This is a genomic window from Bartonella grahamii subsp. shimonis, assembly GCF_036327415.1.
Classification (GTDB): Bacteria; Pseudomonadota; Alphaproteobacteria; order Rhizobiales; family Rhizobiaceae; genus Bartonella; species Bartonella shimonis.
Map to the genome: position 1 here is coordinate 490,890 of NZ_CP123961.1, position 26,520 is coordinate 517,409.

At 38.3% G+C, this 26,520-nt stretch carries 15 protein-coding genes, 1 tRNA gene and 1 pseudogene; 7 read left to right on the plus strand and 10 right to left on the minus strand.

The features are described 5' to 3' along the window. Window positions 1–17: 17 nt before the first annotated feature. The 3 genes from truA to def are packed head-to-tail and all read right to left on the minus strand — an operon-like array spanning window position 18 to window position 2,228. The gene (truA, locus tag QHG57_RS02245; RefSeq protein ID WP_330169381.1) at window positions 18–761 is read right to left on the minus strand and encodes a tRNA pseudouridine(38-40) synthase TruA; all 744 of its coding nucleotides are present in this window, start codon (window positions 759–761) and stop codon (window positions 18–20) included. Between the two features lies 1 nt (window position 762). Then, on the minus strand, window positions 763–1,692 hold the full coding sequence (gene fmt, locus QHG57_RS02250; protein WP_330168461.1) for a methionyl-tRNA formyltransferase: 930 nt from the start codon (window positions 1,690–1,692) through the stop codon (window positions 763–765). Then, complete coding sequence (gene def, locus QHG57_RS02255) at window positions 1,692–2,228, minus strand: peptide deformylase (protein ID WP_330168462.1); 537 nt, start codon at window positions 2,226–2,228, stop codon at window positions 1,692–1,694. The genes fmt and def overlap by 1 nt, the downstream gene beginning before the upstream one ends. A 90-nt stretch (window positions 2,229–2,318) precedes the next feature. Here def and QHG57_RS02260 point away from each other — a divergent pair, with 90 nt between their 5' ends. Both QHG57_RS02260 and QHG57_RS02265 read left to right on the plus strand, forming a co-directional pair. After that, entirely contained in the window at window positions 2,319–3,500 is a 1,182-nt protein-coding gene (locus QHG57_RS02260) for a DNA recombination protein RmuC (RefSeq protein WP_330168463.1), read from the plus strand. A gap of 111 nt (window positions 3,501–3,611) precedes the next feature. Continuing rightward, complete coding sequence (locus tag QHG57_RS02265; protein ID WP_330168464.1) at window positions 3,612–4,199, plus strand: transglycosylase SLT domain-containing protein; 588 nt, start codon at window positions 3,612–3,614, stop codon at window positions 4,197–4,199. 1,608 nt (window positions 4,200–5,807) lie between these two features. Here QHG57_RS02265 and QHG57_RS02270 read toward each other — a convergent pair. After that, window positions 5,808–5,883, minus strand: a tRNA-Ala gene (locus QHG57_RS02270). Between the two features lie 117 nt (window positions 5,884–6,000). Continuing rightward, the gene (locus tag QHG57_RS02275; RefSeq protein WP_330168465.1) at window positions 6,001–6,381 is read right to left on the minus strand and encodes a TIGR02300 family protein; all 381 of its coding nucleotides are present in this window, start codon (window positions 6,379–6,381) and stop codon (window positions 6,001–6,003) included. A 187-nt stretch (window positions 6,382–6,568) separates the two neighbouring features. Between QHG57_RS02275 and aroA the strand changes: the two genes are divergently transcribed. From aroA to pncB, 5 genes and pseudogenes are all read left to right on the plus strand, one after another. Next, on the plus strand, window positions 6,569–7,897 hold the full coding sequence (gene aroA, locus QHG57_RS02280; protein ID WP_330169382.1) for a 3-phosphoshikimate 1-carboxyvinyltransferase: 1,329 nt from the start codon (window positions 6,569–6,571) through the stop codon (window positions 7,895–7,897). Next, complete coding sequence (gene cmk / locus QHG57_RS02285; protein WP_330169383.1) at window positions 7,894–8,541, plus strand: (d)CMP kinase; 648 nt, start codon at window positions 7,894–7,896, stop codon at window positions 8,539–8,541. The genes aroA and cmk overlap by 4 nt, the downstream gene beginning before the upstream one ends. Before the next feature lie 131 nt (window positions 8,542–8,672). Next, window positions 8,673–10,373, plus strand: coding sequence for a 30S ribosomal protein S1 (gene rpsA, locus QHG57_RS02290; protein WP_330168468.1), 1,701 nt, complete (start codon window positions 8,673–8,675; stop codon window positions 10,371–10,373). Between the two features lie 229 nt (window positions 10,374–10,602). Next, window positions 10,603–19,172, plus strand: a pseudogene (locus QHG57_RS02295) (glycoside hydrolase family 94 protein). A gap of 137 nt (window positions 19,173–19,309) precedes the next feature. Continuing rightward, window positions 19,310–20,614, plus strand: coding sequence for a nicotinate phosphoribosyltransferase (pncB, locus tag QHG57_RS02300; protein WP_330168469.1), 1,305 nt, complete (start codon window positions 19,310–19,312; stop codon window positions 20,612–20,614). A 1,586-nt stretch (window positions 20,615–22,200) separates the two neighbouring features. On the opposite strand, the gene QHG57_RS02305 is transcribed toward pncB, so the two are convergent. From QHG57_RS02305 to QHG57_RS02325, 5 genes are all read right to left on the minus strand, one after another. Further along, entirely contained in the window at window positions 22,201–22,587 is a 387-nt protein-coding gene (locus QHG57_RS02305) for a YbaN family protein (protein ID WP_330168470.1), read from the minus strand. 409 nt (window positions 22,588–22,996) lie between these two features. Beyond that, window positions 22,997–23,902, minus strand: a complete 906-nt coding sequence (locus QHG57_RS02310) for a metal ABC transporter permease (RefSeq protein ID WP_330169384.1) — start codon at window positions 23,900–23,902, stop codon at window positions 22,997–22,999. Continuing rightward, window positions 23,899–24,765, minus strand: a complete 867-nt coding sequence (locus QHG57_RS02315) for a metal ABC transporter permease (protein WP_330168472.1) — start codon at window positions 24,763–24,765, stop codon at window positions 23,899–23,901. The genes QHG57_RS02310 and QHG57_RS02315 overlap by 4 nt, the downstream gene beginning before the upstream one ends. After that, complete coding sequence (locus tag QHG57_RS02320; RefSeq protein ID WP_330168473.1) at window positions 24,762–25,592, minus strand: manganese/iron ABC transporter ATP-binding protein; 831 nt, start codon at window positions 25,590–25,592, stop codon at window positions 24,762–24,764. Before QHG57_RS02320 ends, QHG57_RS02315 begins: the two co-directional genes overlap by 4 nt. Beyond that, window positions 25,589–26,497, minus strand: a complete 909-nt coding sequence (locus tag QHG57_RS02325; protein ID WP_330168474.1) for a metal ABC transporter substrate-binding protein — start codon at window positions 26,495–26,497, stop codon at window positions 25,589–25,591. The genes QHG57_RS02320 and QHG57_RS02325 overlap by 4 nt, the downstream gene beginning before the upstream one ends. Window positions 26,498–26,520 lie beyond the last annotated feature (23 nt).

The window sequence follows — 26,520 nt, forward strand, 5'->3', positions numbered from 1 at the left end:
TCACTTTTGAAGGAGAATTAATATTCTACTTTAGTTAAATAGAGTCCTGAAGGAGGAGCGACCATACCACAGCGTGTACGATCTTTAGCAAGGAGAGCTGCTTCAAGATCGCTTATTGTCCAACGTCCAATACCAACTTCCATGAGGCTTCCTGCAAATGAACGGATTTGATGATGAAGAAAAGAACGAGCCTGCGCATAAAGGAAAATCTCATCTCCTTCTCTTTGAACATCGAGGCGTTCAAGGGTGCGAATAGGGCTTTTGGCTTGGCAATGGGCGGAGCGGAAAGTGGTAAAATCATGTTGTCCCACAAGCTTTTGAGCAGCTTCATGCATGGCTTCAGCATTAAGAGGCTTTGGCAACCACCACACGCGTTTGGCATTTAGAGCTGGTGGTGAGCGGCGATTGAGAATTTTAAAAAGATAATGGCGTTTGATTGCGGAAAATCGTGCATCAAAGCTATAGGGAACATTTTCTACATGCAAAATCGAAATATCTTCACCCTGTTTTTTTAAATGCGCGTTGAGTGCATCACGTACAGTATGGGTGTGCCAATTTTTTATGAAATCAACATGCGCAACTTGTCCCGTAGCGTGTACACCCGCATCGGTTCTTCCTGCTGTTGTTATGGTCAATTGTTGTCCACTAAAGGAAAAGAGTGCCTGTTCAAGAGCTCCTTGTACAGTATGAAGCTTTTCTTGACGCTGCCAGCCAGCATAATTTGAGCCGTCATATTCAAGGGTGAGTTTAAAACGGGGCATCTTAAAAAACAGCAGAAATGTGAGCACCTCGCAAAAAAGCTGTGCTCTCAAGGACTTTACCGCCAGATCTTTGGAGAGAGGTTATTTCTATCCGCCCTTGTCCACAATGGACAATCAAAGGATTTGATTCTATCCGTCCAATTTCAAGAGAAGGACCGGTTGCTAAGCGACTATCAAGAATTTTTACACGTTCTTCTCGTCCCCCAATATTCATATTGCACCAGCAACCAGGAGAAGGAGAGAGCGCACAGATATGCCTATGAATAAACTCTGCAGGTTTTGTCCAATCAATGCGGGTCTCTTCCTTTTTGATTTTAGCAGCATAGGTGATGCCTTTCTCTGATTGTGGGATCAGTTTAAGTTGTCCTTTTTCAAGAGTTGATAGAGTTTCTATCATAAGTTCTGCGCCAATATGTGAAAGTTTGTCTGAAAGCTCAGCAGTTGTGGTGTTATCAGTAATGGGAACAGAGCGAGAAAGAGCGATAGGTCCCGTATCTAATCCTTCATCCATTTTCATAATCATGATCCCTGTTTCTTTATCACCAGCCATAATTGCTCGTTGAATAGGCGCAGCACCACGCCAACGTGGTAAGAGTGAAGCGTGAGCATTAAAGCAACCAAAACGCGGTGTTTCGAGAATAGCTTTGGGTAACAGGAGGCCATAAGCCACCACAATAGCAGCATCAACACAAAGTGCTGCAAATTTCTCCTGTTGTTCGATTGTTTTAAGCGTTTGAGGCGTAAAGACAGGAATGGATTTTTCTTGCGCTGCACTTTGAACAGCTGAGGGGATTAATTTAAGTCCTCGACGTCCTGCAGGGCGAGGGGGTTGACTATAAACAGCAACAACATCATGACCTGCATCCAATAAAGCATGTAAAATAGGAACAGAAAAATCTGGTGTCCCCATAAAACTTAGTCGTAAAGCCATTACAAAACTGTTTCCTGCATGTTTTTTTCTTTTGCGCGTTTTTTAAATTTTCGTATCACCATATCGCGTTTGATCTTTGAAATGTAATCAATAAAAAGGCGCCCATCTAAATGATCAATTTCATGCTGCAAGCAAGTTGCCAAGAGATCGTCTGCTTCAATTTCTGTTTGCTTTCCTTCACGGTTCTGATAGCGAACACAAAGGCGTTTAGGACGTTCAACCTCTGCAAAATAGTCAGGAATAGAAAGACAACCTTCTTTATAAATATTACGCTCATCTGAAAGCCATAAAATTTCAGGGTTGATAATAACAAATGGTTTTTTCTGCTCATCTTCAGAATTTCTAGAGACATCTATAACCAACATACGTAGCGGTATACCAATTTGAATAGCAGCAAGACCAACGCCCTTAGCATTATACATAGTTTCCAACATATCATTCGCAAGTTTTTGGAGAGCTGAATCGACCTGCTCAACGGGTTTGGACACTTCTCGTAAAATCGGATCAGGTAAAGTAACTAAAGATCTCATTGGCATAAGTAGAGATTAATCAATGGTTTGTTATTGGTCAATATTGAATAACGGATTCTTACGCTTTTTTACGATAAGAGCGTTATATTACAATTTATGTTTGATTCGTTTTTTTCCATACTCGCAGATGAGTTTTTTTCTAAATTAATGCTTTTGCTTTTATGTATACTTGTCTGTTTGGCATTTTTTATGCTGATACATTCTCATCGAAAAAAAACATTGTGGGAAAATGAAACTGCTGAACGCGCGCGTGAAGCACAAATGCAGATGGCTATTTTGCTGAAAACACAAGCTGAAATGCAAGGGCGAATGCAAACGATGGCAGAAATTTTTGGTCAACGGCAAGCTGAATTGAATAAATCACTCAGTGAGCAACTCAATGGGATGACAACAAGCTTAGGCCAAACACTTCAGGTACAGACCAAATCCACTTATGAAAATTTGAATCGTTTGCAAGAGCGTTTAGCAGTGATTGATGCGGCACAAAATAATATTCAATCGCTTACGGGACAAGTTGTTCAGTTGCAGTCTATTTTAAGCAATAAGCAGACACGTGGTACTTTTGGTCAAGGGCGGATGGAAGCCATTATTGCCGATGCCTTACCAACAAATGCTTATGCTTTTCAGGCTGTTCTTTCCAACGGAAAGCGCCCAGATTGTCTCATTCATATGCCTAATAAAGCACCGTCTCTTGTTGTTGATGCTAAATTCCCTCTGGAGGCTTGGAATGCTATGCGTAAGGCAGAATCAACGCAAGAGCGTCAAGAGGCAGAACGCCAATTTCGTACCGATATGGAAGTCCATATCCGTGATATTGCGCAAAAATATTTGATTCCTGGAGAAACCCATGACACTGCTTTTCTTTTTGTACCGTCGGAATCAATTTTTGCAACAATTTATGAGGATTTTGAGCCATTGGTACAAAAAGCCAATAGAGCCCATGTAATTATTGTTTCACCGTCTTTGTTGATGCTCTCTGTTCAAGTTGTCCAAACCATTATGAAAGATGCGCGGATGCGTGAACAAGCGCATTTAATTCAATCAGAAGTAGCAAAATTGATGGAAGATTTTGGACGAATGGATATGCGTGTTCGCGCACTACAGAAGCACTTTCACAAAGCCGGTGAAGATATAGAGGGAATTTTAATATCGTCATCCAAAATTATGAAACGGGCAAATCGCATTGAAACTATCGAATTAAAGGAAAAGTACTCTGAATCAACAAAAATGGCAACATCGGCTCAATCGCAAACATTGCGTTTTGCTGATGAGGAATAAAGCAAAGCAAGCTTCTTAAATATCACAGGTCAGATCATGTTCTTTATTGATTGGTAATAGTTTTTTAGTATCTCTATCTTGTTTTATTTCTTAAACGAGAGGAATAGGGATATGCGACACCTTTTGTTTTTAGGGGCACTGGTGTTTCTGCTAGAGGGATGTGCAACAACTACTCCCATATACACAAACAATGCTTGTGCTATTTTGGCGCAAAAAAATGGTTTTTTTAACAATTGGGGTAAGGCATCTAAACGTGCAGAAATGCGTTATGGGATTCCTATGCCTATTATTCTTGCAACCATTAATATGGAATCGAGCTTTCGTCACAATGCACGTCCTCCACGTAAAAAACTACTTGGTTTTATTCCATGGAAGCGTCGATCGACAGCCTATGGTTATTCTCAAGCGCTTGACAGTACATGGGCAATGTATCTTCGCTCCACGGAAAAGTCTTTTGCATGGCGTACGAATTTTGCAGATTCTGCTGATTTTGTTGCTTGGTACCATCGCCAAAGTGTTCAACGCAATGGTGTGAGGTTTGATGATGCCTATAGCCTTTATTTAAATTATCATATGGGACATGGTGCTTATGCACGTAGTGGTGGGCATGCCAATGCTGCACTTTCACAGGCAGCACAGCGCATGGCAAGAATATCGAGGCTCTATGAACAGCAGTTAAAGAGATGTGGATGGCGTTAGAAAGGATTCTGAAAGTCTTAATCAGGGAATTGTTGTGGTAAAATTATTTGAGAACCAAATTTCTTATAGTGTGGTAAGGCTGTATTGTTTTTCCGGTTGTCTAACAAAATAAATTGTTATTGAATAGAATAAACTCAAGCGACAGAAAGCTTTTGCAAAGCACAATATATTTGAACGCACTCTCGATATTTTTACCTCCTTTGTTAAAAGAATTTACAATGGAAACGATCTTCTATTTGGTGCTGGCATTTAGCGCTGGATGAAATACCAGAGATTGTTGAAGAGAAATTTTTAAAGCTAGTATCTTTTTTATTTTCACAATGCGTATTAATGGCGGATTATTACATGAATATTTTCTTTGTTAAGCGTATAAAATAGCAATTAAAAACAAATGCAATTCGAGCATTGTAAAAAAACATTCAATATAAAAAACGAGAAATACATTAAAGGAAAGAACATTACTTCATAAAACATTGCTTTGTAGGGGCAGCTATATTCCTCAAAAAGACTAATAGTATTTAATATTGTATGAAATGAAGCATGTCCATTCATCTTGTTTGTCCATCTTAGTTGAAAGACGTTATCTTATTGTATTGTAAAAACACTATCGTTTATAGGATGGTAAGATATATGCAATTTTACACACAATGAATATTCAGGGTAGGGAATATTCAGAGAAAGATTTGTCTGTAGCGCTTATGAAGTAACAAGTCATCCTCCAATGTTGTGATAGTTTTTGTATTTGAGAATATTTATGAGAAGCATTTTTATTCTTTTCTTAAATGGTTTACAGCATATTGATTTATAAAGATAATATATCGTTATTCATATTAAAGTAAGAATCTCGAATAGCGTAGGGTTTTATCGTTTTAGATCTCTTGAGGTTGAATCAATAAAAACAATTGGCATGCACATAACAAGCACAATTGGCATGGGGATAAAAACTGTGAAAGAAAAGACTAAAAATATTTCTTATGAACATTCTCAAATGTAAGAATTATAGGCAACATTGGAAATTAGCACGTATAATGATGGCGCCACTTTTCTCTCACACCTCAACTTTGCTTGTGGCGTGCAAGGAAACAAAATTAATAGATTCAATATACTATTTAAGCGTTAATATACCTTAGTATTAAGCAGGTAGATGCTACTTAAGGTGGTTAATTTTTAATTGGAAGGACATCTGATTAGGCTGAAAATACTCGAAAAAAGTTCTGATTCGCAATAATTGAGAAGTATATTTTAATATTTTATTTTCTAATCTCTGTTGAGGTACTTCGTACCTTTTAAAAAGATATCGGTAACTAACATATTATGATTTTGTGGGAATGTTGTGGTAAAGGGAATTCAAATTTTATCCTTTAAAACAAGGCGTAAGTTAAACAGCTCATTTTCTATTTCTGTGCAAAGCATAAAAAATTATCTACTTTCACGGTTACGACAGTAAAATTTTATAACCCAACAAACAATTAAAGATATATTATAATATCATTAAAACGTAAGGAACAGGCGCTATTGAAACGATGATTAAATAGCACATAAACCTTTTAAATTGATGCACACATTCTCTATCACAATTAATTCTCTTGATAGAATAACTGGTCCTTTTGGTGGAGCTAAGCGGGATCGAACCGCTGACCTCTTGCATGCCATGCAAGCGCTCTCCCAGCTGAGCTATAGCCCCTATAAAAACAAATTTTCCCAAAAGGACAGTATACAATTCCCGCTTTTCTAGAACGATCAAAATTGAAGATCAAGAAGAATTTGCACTCAATGGAAAAGATATCTTCTTTTACTTCTCTTAAGCATCGTCATCATTAGAAACACCACCTCCGAGAATATCAGTAACGTCATCATCTTCATCGTCATCATCATGAGATAAAAATGTATCATCGTCATCACCGAGATCTACATCACTATCTTCTAAATCAGGAAGATCGTCATCTTTAGAATCCTCATCATCCTCTTCAAGAAGCATAAAAGCAGATTTTTCAAGTGCTGTATCAAGCTCTTCAGTATCAACTTCTTCCTCATTGTTTGCTTCAGCTGCAGCAACTTCAAAGTAAGAACGCGGATAAGAAATCCCTGTATAGGGCGACACAATAGGATCGCGATTTAGATCATAAAATTTTTTTCCTGTTTCTGGATCAACACGTTTAGTTCCAAGTTCTTGTTTTGCCATAAACCGTGCCTCTTTGATTAACTATTATTCCATTAAAAGATAAATTTTATGGTGCTTAATCGAAAAATAATGCCTTTGTCAAAGATAAATACACTGTTCCACAATGATTTTTTCATGACGTCTTTTAAAGCATGTGCTAAAGGATGCACAATTTCATAAAAGTTAGATAGAATTAAATAGAATTTTCATGCAAAAAGCAATCCCTATAACCGCCTATAAATCAAGTAGTCTCTCTGGAAAAATTCAAATACCAGGAGATAAATCAATCTCTCATCGCTCTCTTATATTGGGAGGATTAGCAAGTGGTGAGACATATATTCATGGATTACTTGAAAGTGCTGATGTACTTAATACAGCTGCTGCTATGCAAGCTATGGGTGCCTGTATTATTAAAAAAGATGATTTCTGGATCATACGAGGAACAGGAAATGGTTGCCTTTTAGCTGCACAAAAACCTTTAGACTTTGGAAACGCTGGAACAGGTGCTCGTTTGGTTATGGGAATGGTTGGCCCGTATCATATGAAAACAACCTTTGTTGGTGATGATTCTCTCTCTAAGCGTCCAATGGGACGTATCCTTGATCCACTGCGTTTCATGGGGGTTGAAATTGAGGCAACGCACGACGATCACCTTCCTTTAACGCTTTATGGTCCGAAAATGGCTAATCCGATTCGTTACCGTGTTCCAATAGCTTCCTCCCAGATTAAATCAGCAATCCTGCTTGCTGGACTCAATACCGCCGGCATTACAACTGTTATTGAACCAGTTTTGACACGAGATCATACGGAAAAAATGTTAAAAGCATTTGGCGCGCAACTTGAAATAGAAAAAGATAATGAAGGTGCGCGTTTGATTCATCTTAATGGTCAACCCCATCTTACGGGGCAAACGATTCATATTCCGGGGGATCCTTCTTCTGCTGCTTTTCCAATTATCGCAGCCCTTCTTGTAGAAGACTCTGATATCACCATTGAAAATGTTTTGATAAATAACTCTCGCATAGGACTTATCGAAACATTGTGGGAAATGGGTGCTCAAATTGAATTTTTGAACCGACGTCAAACAGGTGGAGAGGATGTTGCTGATCTACGGATAAAATCATCGGTCCTTAGAGGCGTTACGGTGCCCAAAGAACGTGCTCCATCGATGATTGATGAATATCCTGCTTTGGCAGTAGCAGCAGCTTTTGCAGAAGGCAAAACAGTGATGCTAGGAATTGAAGAATTGCGCGTAAAAGAATCAGATCGACTGTCTGCTGTTGCTCGAGGACTCGAAATTAATTGCGTAGACTGTGAAGAAGGTCAAGATTTTCTTATTGTTTATGGGAAAGGTTCTGCCAAAGGTTTGGGTGGTGGACATGTTTCCACACATCTTGATCATCGAATTGCTATGTGTTTTCTCATTTTTGGGCTTGTGTCAGAAAAACCTGTTACCATTGATGATAAACGAATGATCGCTACGAGCTTTCCAGAGTTTATTCCTTTTATAAAACAACTTGGGGGGAAAATCGCTTGAAGCCTTTTATTATTGCCATTGATGGACCTGCAGCCTCAGGCAAAGGAACCTTAGCACGCAAAATTGCTGCATATTATCGTCTTCGCTATCTCGATACTGGTCTTACTTATCGTAGTGTTGCTCATACGCTTTTACAGCAAAATTTAGCTCTTAATGACGAAAAAAATGCTATTATTTATGCTAAAAAACTTGATTTTAATACCTTGAATCCTGCTTTTCTTTCTTCTCATGAACTTGGTGAGGCGGCTTCAAAAATAGCGATTAACCCTGCTGTACGCAAAATTCTTGTCGAAAAACAACGCAACTTTGCTAAAGTTTTGCCCGGCTGTGTGCTTGATGGGCGTGATATCGGAACTATTGTTTGTCCTGATGCCGATATCAAGTTTTATGTTCTAGCCAATGTTCAAACACGCGCCAAACGTCGCTACCAGGAGATTTTAAAAAAGGGTGTTCAAGCAAATTATCATGAAATCCTAGCTCAACTAGAACAGCGCGACAGTCGCGATATAACGCGCAAACAAAGTCCACTAAAACCAGCAAAAAACGCCCACTTGCTTGATACGTCAGAATTGAGTATAGAAGCAACATTTGAAATTGCATGTAGTTTTATTGATCCAATCATAAAAATGCATATAATTGGATAAATTCGTTAAGGTGACTTCCAGCCTAGCGCTAACTTTTCTTCCTTTATTCAAGGAAAAAGGCGGGAAGTTGCTCGTGTTAACACTAACTTAGCGCTCATACCTTATAACAAAGGTATATATTAGGAGTTCTTATGTCACAATACAATCCCACAACAGCGGATTTTGAAGCCCTTTTAACAGAATCTTTTCAAACCAATGATCTTAATGAAGGATCTGTTGTTAAAGGCCGTGTTATTGCAATCGAAAAAGACATGGCCATTATTGATGCTGGTCTTAAAGTCGAAGGACGTATCCCTCTCAAAGAATTTGGAGCTAAAGCAAAAGACGGTTCTTTGCAAGTTGGCGATGAAGTTGAAGTTTACATTGAACGCATTGAAAATGCGATGGGTGAAGCTGTTTTATCGCGTGAAAAAGCACGGCGCGAAGAAAGTTGGGTCCGTTTGGAGGAAAAATTCAATGCTGGTGCACGCGTTGATGGAGTGATCTTTAGCCAAGTAAAAGGTGGTTTTACAGTCGATCTTGATGGTGCCGTTGCTTTTTTGCCGCGCAGCCAAGTTGATATTCGTCCCATTCGTGATGTTTCACCTCTCATGCATAATTCTCAGTCCTTTGAAATTTTGAAGATGGATCGTCGTCGTGGCAATATTGTGGTCTCACGTCGTACTGTTTTAGAAGAAAGTCGCGCCGAGCAACGTTCAGAAATTGTACAAAATCTTGAAGAAAACCAAATCGTTGAAGGTGTAGTGAAAAATATCACAGATTATGGTGCCTTTGTTGATCTTGGTGGGATTGATGGTCTCTTGCACGTTACAGATATGGCATGGCGGCGTGTTAACCACCCATCTGAAGTCCTCACAATTGGTCAAACAATTAAAGTTCAGATTATTCGCATTAATCAAGATACGCATCGTATTTCTCTTGGAATGAAACAGCTTGAAAGTGATCCTTGGGAAAGCATCAGTGTTCGGTATCCGATTGGTAAAAAAATTACGGGTGCTGTTACCAACATTACTGATTACGGTGGTTTTGTTGAAATTGAGCCAGGAATCGAAGGGCTGATCCATGTTTCTGAAATGAGCTGGACAAAGAAAAATGTTCATCCTGGAAAAATTCTGTCTACATCACAAGAAGTAGAAGTGGTTGTTCTTGAAATTGATCCTTCTAAACGGCGTATTTCTCTTGGCTTAAAGCAAACATTTGAAAATCCATGGGAAGCTTTTGCTAATAAATTTCCTGTCAATTCGCAAATTGAGGGAGAGGTTAAAAATAAAACAGAATTTGGTCTGTTTATTGGGCTTGAAGGCGATGTTGACGGTATGGTTCATTTGTCTGATCTTGATTGGAACCGTCCTGGTGAACAAGTCATTGATACTTACAATAAAGGCGATATCGTTAAAGCTGTGGTCCTTGATGTTGACATTGAAAAAGAGCGCATTTCTCTTGGAATTAAGCAGCTTTCCAGCGATAAAGTTGGAGAGGCGGCTGCTTCTGGCGAATTGCGAAAAGGTGTTGTTGTAACATGCGAAGTGATTGCTGTTAACGACAATGACATTGGTGTGAAATTGATTGACCACAATCTTGAGACAACCATTCGGCGTGCTGATCTCGCGCGTGATCGTGATGAGCAACGTCCTGAGCGTTTCGCAATTGGGCAAAAGGTTGATGCTCGTATCACAGCATTTGATAAAAAAACACGTAAAATTTCAGTATCGATTAAAGCTTTAGAAATTGCAGAGGAAAAAGAAGCTGTTGCACAATATGGTTCTACAGACTCAGGTGCTTCTCTTGGAGATATTCTTGGTGCAGCTTTGAAAAAACAAGAGCAAGATTAATCATCAATCATTAAAGTTGACGGTGTTATTAAGGTCACTCATTTTAGGAGTGACCTTTTTATTTTCTAAAAAAATTGTCTGCTTATTTTCTAAATTATTACGTCAAAAATTATAAATGCTTGCAAATAAAAACAAAAAGTTTGTTTTTTGTCTATTAACGGTTCACTATTCAAATAAAATGCTTACAATTTAAATAAAAAACGATGTAATTGAATAACAATGGGACATTATGACGTGCATAATATCTTTCATAAAGGGCTTTTTTTCTCAAAAAGAGAAAAAAAACACTTTATTAATACGGATTTTCCTCTTCGTGCAATTTATAAGATACAGGAGGATCTTTATAACTTAGGGCATGATATAGCTTCTGGTAAAGAAATTTTACTCCCTGAATATGAAGGAGTAGAAGATTTTCGCAAGAGATTGAATGAAAATGCTAAACGTATTCTTCATGCTTTTCATACCAGTGATTTTGCTGCCCGAAATGATGAGACTATCGCACCGTCTGCTCAATGGCTCATTGATAATCATTACACCATTGATAAAACCATACAAAAGCTACGTCGTAATCTACCCAAGTCCTTCATAAAGCAACTTCCTCTTTCTACACACAAAGCGGGAATACCACGAATTTTTGCTTTAACTTGGCTTTATATTGCGCATACCGATAGCAGCTTTTCACAAGAAACACTTACTGCTATGATCAATGGATTTCAGGAAGTTTGTGCGCTCACAATTGGTGAATTGTGGGCTCTTCCTTCTGTTATGCAAATGCTGCTCATTGAAAATGTCCGTCGTCTTTCAGTACGTATCGAAAAAGCGCGACATCTGCGCCATCTTGCTAGTCAAGTGGCTGATAAAATTTCTCTTGTAGAAAATAAAACAAATCTACACTCTCTTTTTACGCAGTATAAACCATTTACTGTTGATCCAACTTTTTCAGCACATTTATTCTATCGCCTGCGCAGTGCATCTGTCGATTCAACCGTAGCATTAACGTGGCTTGAAAAGCAATTGGAAAGCCAAGGCAGTAGCTTAGAGATTGCAACAGCCGATGAACATACCCGACAAGCAGCAGATGGTGTGACCATGGGAAATATTATCTGTGCTCTTAAAGCTATAGATGATGTTGATTGGACAGCATGGTTTGAAACAGTGAGTTGTGTCGATTCTATTTTGCGTGAAAATAGTGATTTTTCTGAAATTGATTCTCACTCACGCAATATTTATCGACAAGTCATTGAAAAAGTTGCACGCTTTTCACCTCTTAGTGAGCTGGAAATTGCACATAAAGTTGTAGAAATGGCAAATTCCACTTCTAAAGATATGCCTCATCATTCTTGTGTGGGGTGGTACCTTGTTGATGATGGTCGTGGCATATTTGAAAAGGCTTGTGGATATATCCCGCCCTTTCTCATAAAATGGATGCGCGCTTCCTGTTTCTCAAAATTGAGAGTCATCGCCATTCCTGTCTCTTTTCTGACGCTCGCTTTTTTGCTTGTAATTTACGTCCTTTTACAAATATCTGGCATGACACAATGGATGTCTTTTTGCTTTACTGTATTGGCGCTTTTTCCTGCTATCGATGCTGCTTTTGCTTTATTTAACACTGTTGTTTCGTGGTTTGTCCCATCAAGACAACTCATTGGTTATGAATATAAAGAAGGTATTCCAAAACATGCACGGACAATGGTTGTTGTACCTACTTTGATTACATCACGCGATGATATTGATGAACAAGTGCGCAATCTTGAAGTGCACTATCTTTCTAATCCCAAAGGTGCCATTCATTTTGCATTAATTACAGATTGGGTGGATGCTCCATTGAAAGAAACGCAAGATGATCTTGATTTATTACACTATGCGCAAAAGAGTATTGATAAACTCAATAGTCGTTATCATAGTGATAAACTTCCTCTTTTTTTCCTTTTACATCGCCGACGCCTTTATAATACAAGCGAAAAATGTTGGATGGGATGGGAACGAAAGCGAGGAAAACTTCATGAACTCAATCGGCTCTTAAGAGGTGATAAAAACACAAGCTTTTATCCTCCCAATCCACATCTTCCTATGGATTGCCGTTTTGTTATGACGCTGGATTGTGATACACGTCTTACTCCAGAAAGCGTCGCGAAACTTGTTGGAAAGCTTAACCATCCACTTAATCATCCCATTTTTGATCCGCAAAGTGGAAAGGTTGTAAAAGGCTATAGCATTTTACAACCACGCATTATTCCTTCTCTTACAACAGGAAAAACAACATCAATTTTCCAACGGGCTTTTTCTATCAACCGTGGCATTGACCCTTATGTTTTTGCTGTTTCTGATACTTATCAAGATCTTTTAGGGGAAGGCACTTTTATCGGTAAAGGTCTTTATAATATTGATGCATTTGAACAAGCACTTGATGGCAAAATTAAAGAAAATACTATTCTTAGTCATGATCTCTTAGAAGGAGGTTATGCTCGTACTGCTCTGGTAAGTAGCATAGAAGTCATTGAAGACTATCCAATCGCTTATAATATTGATGTTATGCGTTATCATCGCTGGATTCGCGGTGATTGGCAACTTTTGCCTTATCTTTTTTGTCCCCGTCAAATAAGTTCTGTGACGCGTTGGAAAATGCAGGATAATTTACGTCGTTCTCTCACTCCACTTATGTGGTTAATCGCAGCATTTGCAGGATGGACTTTTTTACCTTTAAAGAGTGCAATCGTCTGGCAAATATTCTTGTTGTTTAGCTCCTTCATTTCACCCATTCTATGTGTATTAAAAACGCTTGTCTCGTCCAATATAGATCATTCTTTGCGTGGACATTTTCAATTAATTTGGAACAGAACTGCTCTTACAAGCGCTGATATATTTCTTAAAACAACGTTTTTTGCTTATTCGGCGTATTTTATGACCGATGCGATTGTTCGTACACTCTATCGTATGACGATTTCAAAACGGCATCTTCTTGAATGGAAAACTTCTGCCGCAACAAAATCAATACCCAATAGTTTGCGTTTCTATGTTTTTACAATGGCACCAGCATCGCTTATTGGTATCCTTACTATAGCAGTCGCTCTTTTTTCTGATAGTTTTGCAAGCTTGATTGCTTTACCTTTTGGGATAGCATGGTTTTTTTCACCCTTCATTGCTTGGATTGTGAGTCAACCTTCAACCTTTCAAGATAGCCTTGATCTTTCTTCAAAAGATGAAAAAAAACTTCGTTCTATTGCACGGCGAACATGGCTTTATTATGCAACCTTTGTTAATGCACAAAACAACTATTTGCCTCCCGATAATTTTCAAGAAGATCCTGAACCTCTTGTTGCTCAACGTACATCTCCTACGAATATTGGCGTTTATCTCCTTTCTATTATTGCTGCACGTGATTTTGGCTGGATTGGTTTTGAAGAGACCATTACCCGTATTGAATGTACATTACGCTCTCTTACAAAAATGGAAAAGTTCCGTGGTCATCTCTATAATTGGTATGAAACGGATACACTCAGGCCTCTTTTACCTACTTATGTATCAACCGTTGATTCAGGAAATCTTGCCGGTCATTTGGTAACACTCTCTTCTGCCTTAAGTGAATGGGCTGAAAAACCGCATCTTTTTTTTCAAAGTGATCGAGAAGGCTTATCAGATGTTCTTGCTATTCTTGAAGAAACTGTCAAAGAAATTCCAGAGCATCAACCCAATTTACGCTCGTTACGTCAAAAAATCGAAGAAAACATCACTCGTTTTCATGACTCTGTCTTCACTTTTGTAGAACAAGAAAATACGATTCCTTCTCACATCATAGACCTTTCACATGCAGCCCACGATATTGTGCACTTAGTCAGTGAACTTGACCACAAAATTCAAACGATAGAATCTGCTCGTGCGCTTTCTTGGGCTAAATGCCTTATCGATACCTGTAACGCTTATCATCATGATGCGACTGCTCATTGTGATACTGAAAAATTACGTAAAAAACTAAACAGGTTGGCGATAGTGGCACGGCAAATAGCCTTTGATATGAAATTTGACTTTTTAGAACAGCCTAAACGGCATCTCTTATCCATTGGATATCGTGTTCAAGAAAACAAACTCGATGAAAATTGTTATGATCTACTTGCTTCAGAAGCACGTCTTGCAAGTTTTTTTGCTATCGCAAAAGGAGACATAAAACTTAAACATTGGTTTCGTCTTGGTCGACTCCTCGTACCCATAGGTTGGAAAGGTGCGCTCCTATCATGGTCTGGATCGATGTTCGAATATCTTATGCCATCTCTCGTAATGCATGAACCTTTAGGATCTCTCCTAGATCAAACAAATCGATTGATTGTTCGTTGTCAAATACAATATGCCCATAAACGGGAATTACCATGGGGTATTTCAGAGGCCGCATTTAACGCTCGCGATCATTTAATGAATTACCAATACGCTCATTTTGGTGTTCCAAATCTCGGACTCCAACGTGGTCTTTCACGCAATGCTGTCATTGCTCCCTATGCCAGCCTTCTAGCGGCACAATATGCTCCTGCTTGCGCTGTCGCTAATTTAAAACGACTCCGTGATCTTGGAGCTTTAGGAACATATGGTTATTATGACTCTGTCGATTTTACCCCTTCACGCGTGAAAACAGGGGAAAAATACGCTGTTGTACGCAATTATTATGCGCACCATCATGGCATGTCTATCCTTGCTCTTAACAATGTTATCTTTCAAGGGCGAATGCGTGATCGTTTTCATCGTGATCCCGTTATTGAAGCAACGCAATTTCTGTTACAGGAAAGGGCGCCCCATCTCATTCCTATTATCCATACCAAAGCTGTTAATCGCATGCGCAATAAGTCTCAAGCATTTGACGCTGCTCCGTTGCGCATTATTACAAACCCGTTGCTCAAACCACGAGCAACGTTACTTTTGTCTAATGGCTTTTATTTTACCATGTTAACAGCGAATGGTTCTGGTTACAGTCGGTGGCACGATTATGCGATTACGCGCTTTATTCCTGATGCAACAGAAGATCAACAAGGTACTTTATTCTTCTTACGCGATACGCATAGTGGACGGTGGTGGTCTGTTACTAGTGAGCCAACACGTGTTATTGAAGAAGAAGCTGTCAGCATTTTTACAGATGAAAAGGCTGAATATACAAAAATGGTTGACGGTATAAAATCAACACTTGAGTGTCTTATTACATCTGAAGGATGTGGCGAAGGTAGACGTATTCAACTGATGAATACGACAAATAAAGATCGCCTCATTGAAGTGACTTCTTATGGTGAATTAGCGCTTGCCACAATGGATACAGACCAAGCTCATCCTGTTTTTTCCCGTATGTTTATAGAGACAGAAATTGCTGAGGAAGGTAAAACAATTTTTGCCCAAAGGCGCAAACGCTCACCTAGCGATCCTGAAATCTATGTTACTCATTTTGTCTCCAGTACAACAGATATTCTCCAAGAGACAGAAGCTGAAACGGATCGTTCTCTGTTTATTGGGCGGGGTCGATCCATTCATCGTCCCGCTGCATTTGACCAAAATGCTCGTTTTAGTAATAGTCAAGGTTGTGTTCTTGATCCTATTATGTCATTGCGATGCCGTATAAAAATTTCAGCATATGGAAAAGCAGAACTTATTTTTTGGACTTTTGCTGCTCATACAAAAGAAGCGCTGTATAATCATATTAAACATTATCGACAACCCGATATGTTTCAAAAAGAACTTTCAAGAGCATGGACACGCTCACAAGTTGCACTATATCAAAGTGGAACCCAGCCTAAAGAAGCTATTGTCTATCAAAAATATGCCACATCGCTTATCTACCTTGATCGAATATGGCGTCTTTCTCCTGAAATATTAGCAAAAACGCTTGGAAAACAGTCTGATCTTTGGCCTATGTCCATTTCAGGGGACAATCCACTTTGTCTCCTTAGATTAAATAATGAGGGAAATATCTCTGTACTGCGTGAGCTCCTTAAAGCACACGAATATTGGCGTATGCGCGGACTCATCGTTGATTTGGTGATTCTCAATGAACAAGCATTTTCCTATATACAAAATACACAACGGGCTCTTGAATGGGTCTGTGAATCTTATCGACACCACGCACAAGAAGCAGATGAACGCCAACATATTTTCATGCTTCAGCGTGACAAAATAAATGAACAAAGTTTTAAAACGCTTCTTGCATCAGCGCGCATCGTTCTTGATGCCCAAAATGGCTCTTTATCTGAACAGCTTAAACGGCTTGATAAGAGTGATTTTGATCTTACAATTCATAAAAATTATCATGAATTTCATGATCAATTAGATTTTCAAAAATATAACGAAGGAAGGCAAGTTACAACACAAACTGAACAAAATTTTTTTGCTTTCATTGGTCTTATTAGCCAACAAAAACCATCCTCTTTTCCCATAAATGGAGAAGATCTAAAATATTGGAATGGTTACGGTGGTTTTAACCAGTATAACCATTATGTAATACGTCTTCATGGACGTACAACTACACCGCGCCCGTGGATTAATGTCATCGCTAATCACAAATTTGGTTTTCATGTCTCTGCTGAAGGTGCAATTTTTACTTGGGTTAACAATAGCCGCGATTATAAATTAACTCCTTGGACAAATGATCCAACGTCTAACCGGCCAGGAGAAGCGCTTTATCTGGTTGATCGCCAGTCTTTAAAACGTTTTTCACCCGTTTCTGCTGTAGAGTGTGATGAAAATGTTGTCTATGAGGCTTGTCATGGTTTTGGATTTTCAACTTTTAAATCGACACATTCAGAAATTGCATTAGAACTGACTCATACACTCGATCCGGAAAAACCAGTTCGCTTTTCACGTCTTACCCTCACAAACGAAGGGAAAAAACCACGCAGTTTACGCCTTTATAATTACGTTGAATGGGTTTTGGGAAATACCCGTACAAAATATGTCCCCTTCATTATTTCCTCTTATGAGGACAAAAGGGGAGTACATTTTATTCAAAATCCTTATCACATTGAAAAATTTCAACAAGTCACATTTTTATCGGCATCTGAAATGCCAACCAGCACCACAACCGATCGTGCTGAATTTATTGGTGCAACGGGAACCGTAACACATCCAACTGCGATCCGTAAAGCCGGTGCTCTTTCGAATACCATTGAAGCAGGATGTGATCCTTGTTCAGCATTCGCCTATGATGTTGATCTTCAACCAGGGCAAACAAGAGAAATCATCTTCTATCTTGGCAGTGCTGAAAATAGACAAGAAGCTGAAAAATTACTCAATCAAGTACGTGCAAGTGATTTTGAAATTCTGCTCACAAAACAAAAACAGCAATGGAGTAATTTTGTTTCTCCTTTTCAAGTTAAAACACCGGATCCCTCTTTTGATATTATGGTCAATCATTGGCTCCCTTATCAGACCTATGCATGCCGTATCATGGCACGCGCAGGATTTTACCAAGCGAGTGGTGCATTTGGCTTCCGTGACCAGTTACAAGATAGCTTATCTTTATTATTGCTGGAACCACAACTGGCACGTGAACAACTGTTAAACGCCGCTGCGCACCAATTTCTTGAAGGGGATGTGCAACATTGGTGGTTACCCGATACAAATGCTGGTATTCGCACATACATTTCTGATGATATCGTTTGGCTTGCATATGCAACAGCTTTTTATGTCAATACCACTGGCGATGACGCCTTTCTTGATACGCTCATTCCTTTTATTGAAGGCGATGTTCTCAAAAGTGGGCAACAGGATGCTTATTTTCAACCCACTCAATCCTCAAAGGTTGCAACAATTTATGAACATTGTGCTTTAGCTTTAGACCTTGCCATTGAACGTTGTGGACCCCATGGGCTCCCTCTTATTTTAGGTGGGGATTGGAATGATGGTATGAATTTAGTAGGTGTAGAAGGAAAAGGTGAAAGCACTTGGTTAGGATGGTTTCTTGGGAGCACGCTACAAGCATTTATTCCTTTGGCCAAAAAACGTGGTGATAACAGCCATATGCAAATATGGAGTGCATACCTTGAACGCTTAACAAAATCCCTAGAAGAAAACGGTTGGGATGGTGCTTGGTATCGACGTGGTTATTTTGATGATGGAACACCTCTAGGCTCTAAAATCAATGATGAATGCCAAATTGATACCATTGCTCAATCTTGGGCTGTCATTTCTCAAATGGCATCGCCTGAACGTCAAAAGCAAGCAATGACATCAATGTTGGAACGTCTCTATGATAAAAAAGGCGGACTCGTTCGCCTTTTTTGGCCACCTTTTGATAAAAGTACACTCGAGCCCGGTTATATAAAAGGTTATCCTCCAGGAATCCGAGAAAATGGTGGTCAATATACGCATGGTGCTATTTGGAGTATTTTAGCATTGGCAAAAATGGGGCAAAACGATAAAGCTTATGCTTTATTTTCTATGATAAATCCCATTACTCATGGACAAGATCCTGAAACTTATCGTGTCGAACCTTATGTGATGGCCGCAGATATTTATTCTGTTGAACCACGATGTGGTCAAGGTGGTTGGACATGGTATACCGGCTCAGCCGGTTGGTTTTATAGTGCCGCAACACAAGCTATTCTTGGAATACAGCGTCAAGGAGATCTGTTGTTTTTACAGCCATATTTACCCTCTATTTGGCCAAAATATGAAGTAACAATGAAATTTTATGATGCTGTTTATATCATTAAAGTAAAATGGGGGCCTAAAAATATGCTCCATGTTAATGGCAAAGAATATGCCGAAGTTCATACAGGGATAAAGCTAAAAAAAACAGGTCAGCATGAAATTATACGTATTGTCAAATTTTAAAGATGAAAGATGAAAAAAGAGAGCAGAATTTTTTATTCTTGCCCAAAACGGTAAAGTTGTTATAGTCCTTGCACCGCCTATATTGTCCGTGTTGGTGCATAATATTTTAGATTTTATGAAACTGAAAGAAAAAGGTTATGAATCATCCGGATATTGCTCGACGTGTTTACAATCATACCTGGAAACTTGATCCCATTATTCGTTCACTTCTCGATACGGATTTCTATAAGCTTCTTATGGTACAGATGATTTGGGGGTTGTATCCTAATGTTAATGTTACTTTTTCCCTCATAAATCGCTCTAAAACAATACGTCTTGCCGATGATATTGATGAGAGTGAATTACGTGCTCAACTTGACCATGCTCTTAGTTTGCGCTTTACAAAAAAAGAAATGATCTGGCTTGCTGGTAATACATTTTATGGACGCAAACAAATTTTTGAACCGGATTTTCTTCAGTGGCTTGAGAATTTTCAACTTCCAGAATATGAACTAACCTGTAAAGATGGCCAGTATATTCTTCATTTTTATGGTTCGTGGGCTCATAGCTCTATGTGGGAAATTCCAGCCCTTGCTATCATCAGTGAATTACGTTCACGTGCAGCTCTCAAAAAACTAGATCGTTTTGCTCTTGATGTCCTTTATGCGCGTGCTAAAGCAAAAGTGTGGAATAAGGTTGAACGTCTCAAAAAATTGCCTGATATTAAAATATCTGACTTTGGGACAAGGCGTCGCCATTCTTTTTTATGGCAGCGCTGGTGTGTGGAAGCATTAAAAGAAGGCATTGGTAATTCTTTTACGGGAACTTCTAATGTCCTTCTTGCCATGGATACAGATTTAGAAGCTCTTGGGACCAATGCACATGAATTGCCCATGGTCATTGCTGCTCTTAGCAACAACGACGATGAATTACGCAGAGCTCCATATCAAGTCTTGCAAGACTGGAATCGTTATTATGGTGGAAATCTTCTTATTGTTTTACCTGATACCTTTGGTACAGAAACATTTTTATGCAATGCTCCAGATTGGGTCGCTGATTGGACGGGTTTTAGACCTGATAGTGCACCTCCTATTGAAGGTGGTGAACGTATTATTCAATGGTGGAAAGAAAAAGGAAAAGATCCGCGCGAAAAACTCTTAATTTTTTCTGATGCTCTTGATGTCAATACAATTGAAAAAACCTATAATCATTTCCATGGTAGAGTGCGCATGAGTTTTGGATGGGGCACGGATCTTACCAATGACTTTACAGGTTGTGCACCTCAGGAAATCGAAACCCTTGATGCTCTTTCCCTTGTTTGTAAGGTGACCTATGCCAATGGTCGACCAGCCGTAAAACTTTCAGATAATCCTGAAAAAACGATTGGTGATTCAAAAGAGGTACAACGTTATCTCGATTTTTTTGGTAATAAAAAGCGAATTGCTAGACCCATAAAGATGTAGTTTCAGGTTCTTTAAAATAAGTATATTGACTCATCATATTGTTTATAAGATTGATTTTTGTTCTACTCTAAGGATGAGGATTCTGAACCTTTGCTGATCTGTAAATAGTTCGGCTGTTTTTTTAAGCAGATTCTACTTGGCCTACCATGCATACGCTTCACTTACATAAGGATCGACAGATAAGACTTAAAAATATTTATTACGCATTAAAAAAATACTTAACGTGCTAGGGAAGTTTAGCCAAGGAGGCTTCCTTATTATATCATTGTCATAAATAACGGTGTTATACGGCATAACAAGATACTATCATTTTTCATGTTGAATGAGTGCGCACGAATATCATAAACTTTTCTCATTTCAACCCTATTAAATCAAGCATACTCATCTCCTTGCATGTATGAAGGTTTTTAAGTTTTAAAGGTTATTGTTGTAGTTTGACAGTAGGTTTTGTACTAAGTGGGAAGAGGTGGGATTAAGTAGGAATACGTGGTAATTTGTTGTTTTTATGTACAGTTTTTACCATTAAATGCGCGTTCTGTTAAAATAGATTTTGGCACCTAAAATTGCAAAAATTACTGAAAATCAGAAAAAAGTGCGTTTTCATAGTAAAAATGAGAAAAGGCTTTGAAAACCTTTTGAGAACACCTTTAAAACTCTTTGAAAAAAATAAATAGGTACAAAACCTAGTATCAAAGTATAAAAAACCAGATGACAAGCTACAATTGCAACATTAGGCCTTGGTAAGGCAACATTGGAGGATGACAAATAGCATGGTGGCTATTGGTGTGCATTTTGCAAGGCAAGGATAATGGTGCTCAAATAGATTTTATACACTTTACAGGAGATTTTACTTTATACCATGTATGGTCTTCTATCATGAAATGAGTAAAACGTTGAGAAATGTTTCATTAAAATAAATGTGTAGATAACATGATTTGGGAGACCTTTTGTTTTACGTGAGGGGCATGACCTCATTAAAAACAGAGAATGCAATAATATTTTTATTTCGAATAAGTTTTATACAAAGACAGAGAATTTACTTATTCGCATATTATAATAAGAATGCGTGTATGCATAAAACCATTTGAAAAACTCTGTTGTTTCTTATGAATTATTCTTAAGCTAAGAACAGATGTAACATTAAAAATTGATATAATAGACCGGCTTCTTAATTGTATAAGTATAAAAATGATAGTGTTTAGTAAGCTTTGTATTATATCCTCATTAAAAAATATGAAAACAAACGAAATGTTTTTTAGAAAGAAATAGCTATCATATCAATGATTTCTCAATGATGTATATATATAGAGATTCATACAAATATACCTTACAAAAATAATGACTTTTTTCCATGAATGTGATTTATCATTGTTTACCAAATGAGAACATTTTAAGTGTTTGTAAACAGTCTTCTTTGTTCATAAAAATTATTTCACAAACATATTATTAATTAATTGCCTTCAAAAAGCTTGCTATTTCATATGCATTTTGAATATAGAGAGCTTATACTCACAACTTAAAAGTCCTCATAGTTTTTACAAATAAGTCGAAGCTAAAAAGAGTGTCGCATATAGCCTTTTCTATCATTATGAAGATGGACGTGTTACAATATAAATAGCAATCAGCAATAATATAACCGCAACAAGTAAGGAAATCCATAAAGGGGGGTGTACCATTACGAAAAAGGATAAAAATCCTCCTATCATACTCACCACTGCAAAAACTTTAATGAATGGAGAGATTGCTTTTTTTTCTTCCCATCGCTTAATAGGGGGGCCAAAAATACGATGATTATTCAACCATTGATGAAAACGTGGAGAAGAACGTGTAAAACACCATGAGGCAACCAACAAAAAAGGCACAGTTGGCATAATAGGCAATACGACACCGATAATACCTAATATAACCATCGCCCATCCTGCTATATAATAGCAGATACGCAAAGGGTGAGATATCTTCAAACCTTTTTTCATTCTCTCGTACTATTTTCCTCTACGCAAAATCTTATACAAAACATTGTATCTGTTTTTTCTGTTTACATGTTTGAGTGCACAATAACGCTCTACCCCTTCATGCGTAAGCGTCTTTGCTGTTATAAGTTCCTCGAAAATACCGAATAGCTTACGCAATATGATAATCAGTTTAAATGATTTCAAGAAAAAAGAAGAGATTTTAAAAAACAAAAAAATAAAAAGGCTGCAGAATAAATCAATGCAGCCTCTTAATTAAGAATGCAGCGTTGGGGGGGGGGGAGAAGATATACTGCATTCACCTGCTAGACATTAGGAGGAAAAATAACCTAGCACTTCAAACTCTAATTAAAATAAACATGAGAAACAATATATAAAAATGCATGGCTGATATGCATGAATTCTAATACCTTCAAACTTCTTGAGCTGTGTTTCGACGAAAGAAAATCATCATTAAAATAGCCATAAAAATCAACGTCAAGATCAACACAATTGTGGAAGCAGAATCAGAGCCGAGAAATAAGCTGAGATAAATCCCTAAAAAACCAGAAAAAGCTGCAACAAGTATCGCGATTATTAACATAAAAGAAAACCGCTTTGTAACAAGATAGGCAATTGCTCCTGGTGCTATCAGTAAAGAAATAACGAGCACGATACCTACAGCTTTCAAAGCCGCAACAATTGTAAGAGAAATCATCGTTAGAAGGGTGTAGTGGAGTAGAGATATTGGTAACCCCATTGCATGTCCTTGAACTGTATCAAAAATATACAGCATAAAGTCGCGCCATTTTGCTGCTAAAATAAAAGTGACAACAGCAGAAATGATCGCCGTCTGCGTGATGTCAAGCCAATTAACACCCAAGAGATTACCAAATAGAATATGATTCAAATCTAAGCTACTATAAATAGACGTGGCTAAAACAAGTCCCAAACCAAACATCGAAGAAAAGACTACCCCCATCACCGTGTCCTGCTTGATACGGCTATTGCTCCCTAAAAAACCCGTTAATAGTGCACACACCATTCCTGCAACAAAAGCACCGCAAGTAATCAAAGTCATTGTAATATTCTCTGGACGCATATGCTGAAACCAAGCAAATGGCAAAGAAGTTAAAAATGCGATTACCCATGGTGTTGTCATATAACCAACAACAACACCTGGAAAAACTGCATGAGAAATGGCATCGCCTAACAGTGCCCATCCTTTCAAAATGAGAAAACAGGAAAGCATCGCCATGGGAATAGAAAGAATCATGACAATAAGCATACCTTTAAGCATAAAAGAAAACTGAAACGGAAGCAGTAATTGATCAATCATGATAATATTACATCCTTTTTTGCTGCATTTATGCGTAAGCGCGCAGCAATATACCCATGTTTAGGAGCAAAAATAAAAGCCAAAACAAATAAAGATGCTTGAAAAAGCACAACAACCCCCCCCGTTTGTGCATTCAAAAAATAACTCACATAAACACCCAAGACACTCGTGAATGTTCCAATTACAACTGCAATAACCAAGATGTTCACGAAACGATCACTTAAAAGATAGGCTGTTGCCCCAGGTGTCACAACAAGACAAATGACCAAGAACGCTCCAACAGTTTGCATAGCAGCAACAGTACAAGCGGCAAGCAATGTGAAAAAGAGAATTTTTAAAAACTTTACGTTTAATCCAATGGCATGCGCATGCGTTTCATCAAATAACGAAACAAGAAGATCTTTCCATTTCAAAAGCAATATAAGCAAAGAAAAAAAGCCGATAAAAGCCAATTGTAGAATATCTGTTGAACTAACTGCTAAAATATTTCCCAAAACAATCGTATCAATATTAACAGCCATTGGTTTTAATGATTTGAGAAACAATCCAAAGGCAAAAAAGGAAGAAAAAATGAGCCCAATAATAGTATCTTCTTTAAGCTTTGTCCGGTGGTTAAAAAAGAGCATTGCTGCTGCTGCAAGACCACCAGAAAAAAAAGCGCCGAGTGAAAAAGGTAACCCTAAAAGGTAAGCTCCTGCTACACCAGGAACAATCGAATGGGAAAGAGCATCACCAATCAATGACCAACCTTTTAACATCAAAAAAGCCGAAAGAAAGGCACAAACACACCCAACTAACCCAGAAACCCACATTGCATTCACCATATATTGATAGCTCAGTGGTTCAAGCAACCAAGAAATCATGCAACGTGCTCCACTTTTTCAATATCTTCACAAACTGCAGATTGCTTTCTTCTCATGAAAACATCATTTTTTTTTGTGCTTTGAAGATCAAAAATATGGTGGTGCAAAGACCCTCCAAAAGTTTTCTCCAGATTTTCCTTTGTAAAGATTTTTTCTGTTAACCCAGAAGCTAAAACGGTTCCTTTTATTAAAACTGTATGATCACAAAATTCGCGAACAGACCCCAAATTGTGAGTTGAAACCAAGATCACTGCTCCTTCGTTACGAAGATCTTGTAACAAAGCAATGATTTTATCTTCTGTTGTAACGTCAACCCCTGTAAACGGTTCATCTAATAAAATAGCTTTTGCTTTCTGTGCAAGAGCGCGCGCTAGGAAAACACGCTTTTTCTGTCCACCAGAAAGTTCTCCAATCTGGCGCTTGGCAAAAGCCAACATATCAACGCGTTCTAAGGCAATACGAACGGCTTCATAATCTTGTGTACGGGCATAGCGAAAGAAATTCATGTGACCATACCGCCCCATCAATACAACATCTTCAACCAAGACAGGAAAATTCCAATCAACATCTTCACTTTGAGGAACATAAGCAATGAGGTTTTTTTTCAAAGCTATATCAACGGGCAAATCAAACATGCGAATTTTCCCCTTTGAGGGGCGTACAAACCCCATAATCGCTTTAAATAACGTTGACTTACCGGATCCATTAACACCAACTAATGCCGTAATAGAACCCTTTGGACTTTCAAAATTCACTTCGCGTAAAGCTGTATGTCCATTACGATAAGTTACCGTTACTCCTTGGGCAAATATTCCACATTCCGTCATTGGCTTTTTACTCCCTCTAATAAAGCATTGCTAATACGCCCACTCGTGACACGTAATAAATCAATATAAGTAGGTACCTCACCATTTTTCTCACTTAAAGAATCAACATAAAGAACACCACCGTATTTAGCCCCTGTTTCTCTGGCAACCTGCTTAGCAGGCGCAGGGGAAATAGTGCTTTCAGAAAAAACTGCATGAATGTTGTATTTGCGAACCATGTCAATAACATGCTTGACCTGCTGTGGTGTTCCTTGTTGGTCAGCATTAATGGGCCATAAATAAAGTTCTTTTAGACCAAAATCACGCGCCAAATAGCTAAAAGCCCCTTCACTGGTTACAAGCCAACGTTTATCTTGCGGTACGGCTTCTAATTCAGCCTTAATTGGATCAATCGTTGCACGAATTTTCTGTTTATAAATTTCAGCATTCTCTTTATAAATAGCAGCATGTTCAGGATCATATTTTACAAATGCATCGCAAATATTATCAACGTAAATCAAAGCAGAGGTCGGTGACATCCACGCATGAGGATTGGGTTTACCGCTAAAGGGGCCATCACCAATTTTAATGGGTACAATACCTTTTGAAACAACAACACTTGGAACATCCTTGATATTTTGAAAAAACTTTTCAAACCAAAGCTCTAACTCTAATCCATTCCACAATACAAGGTTAGCTCCCTGAGCACGCATAAGGTCGCGAGGGGTGGGTTGATATTCATGAATTTCCGCACCTGGTTTTGTAATGGATTCAACATCAGCGGCATCACCTGCTACATTGCGCGCCATATCAGCAATGATAGTGAATGTCGTAACAGCTTTAAATTTACCAGCACACAAAGCAAAATTGGGTGTAAAAAAAATAACACTTCCAAAAACTATGGTGAAAAACGTTCTTAAGTTCATTGATTCTCTCTTTCCTTTATATG

Excerpts from the sequence above, each read along its gene's own strand:
- QHG57_RS02315 (WP_330168472.1), bottom strand. The coding sequence starts at position 24,765 with ATGATTTCTTGGTTGCTTGAACCACTGAGCTATCAATATATGGTGAAT.
- QHG57_RS02310 (WP_330169384.1), bottom strand. The coding sequence starts at position 23,902 with ATGATTGATCAATTACTGCTTCCGTTTCAGTTTTCTTTTATGCTTAAA.
- truA (WP_330169381.1), bottom strand. The coding sequence starts at position 761 with ATGCCCCGTTTTAAACTCACCCTTGAATATGACGGCTCAAATTATGCT.
- QHG57_RS02260 (WP_330168463.1), top strand. The coding sequence starts at position 2,319 with ATGTTTGATTCGTTTTTTTCCATACTCGCAGATGAGTTTTTTTCTAAA.
- QHG57_RS02265 (WP_330168464.1), top strand. The coding sequence starts at position 3,612 with ATGCGACACCTTTTGTTTTTAGGGGCACTGGTGTTTCTGCTAGAGGGA.
- QHG57_RS02325 (WP_330168474.1), bottom strand. The coding sequence starts at position 26,497 with ATGAACTTAAGAACGTTTTTCACCATAGTTTTTGGAAGTGTTATTTTT.
- aroA (WP_330169382.1), top strand. The coding sequence starts at position 6,569 with ATGCAAAAAGCAATCCCTATAACCGCCTATAAATCAAGTAGTCTCTCT.
- QHG57_RS02305 (WP_330168470.1), bottom strand. The coding sequence starts at position 22,587 with ATGAAAAAAGGTTTGAAGATATCTCACCCTTTGCGTATCTGCTATTAT.
- def (WP_330168462.1), bottom strand. The coding sequence starts at position 2,228 with ATGCCAATGAGATCTTTAGTTACTTTACCTGATCCGATTTTACGAGAA.
- QHG57_RS02320 (WP_330168473.1), bottom strand. The coding sequence starts at position 25,592 with ATGACGGAATGTGGAATATTTGCCCAAGGAGTAACGGTAACTTATCGT.
- fmt (WP_330168461.1), bottom strand. The coding sequence starts at position 1,692 with ATGGCTTTACGACTAAGTTTTATGGGGACACCAGATTTTTCTGTTCCT.
- pncB (WP_330168469.1), top strand. The coding sequence starts at position 19,310 with ATGAATCATCCGGATATTGCTCGACGTGTTTACAATCATACCTGGAAA.
- QHG57_RS02275 (WP_330168465.1), bottom strand. The coding sequence starts at position 6,381 with ATGGCAAAACAAGAACTTGGAACTAAACGTGTTGATCCAGAAACAGGA.
- rpsA (WP_330168468.1), top strand. The coding sequence starts at position 8,673 with ATGTCACAATACAATCCCACAACAGCGGATTTTGAAGCCCTTTTAACA.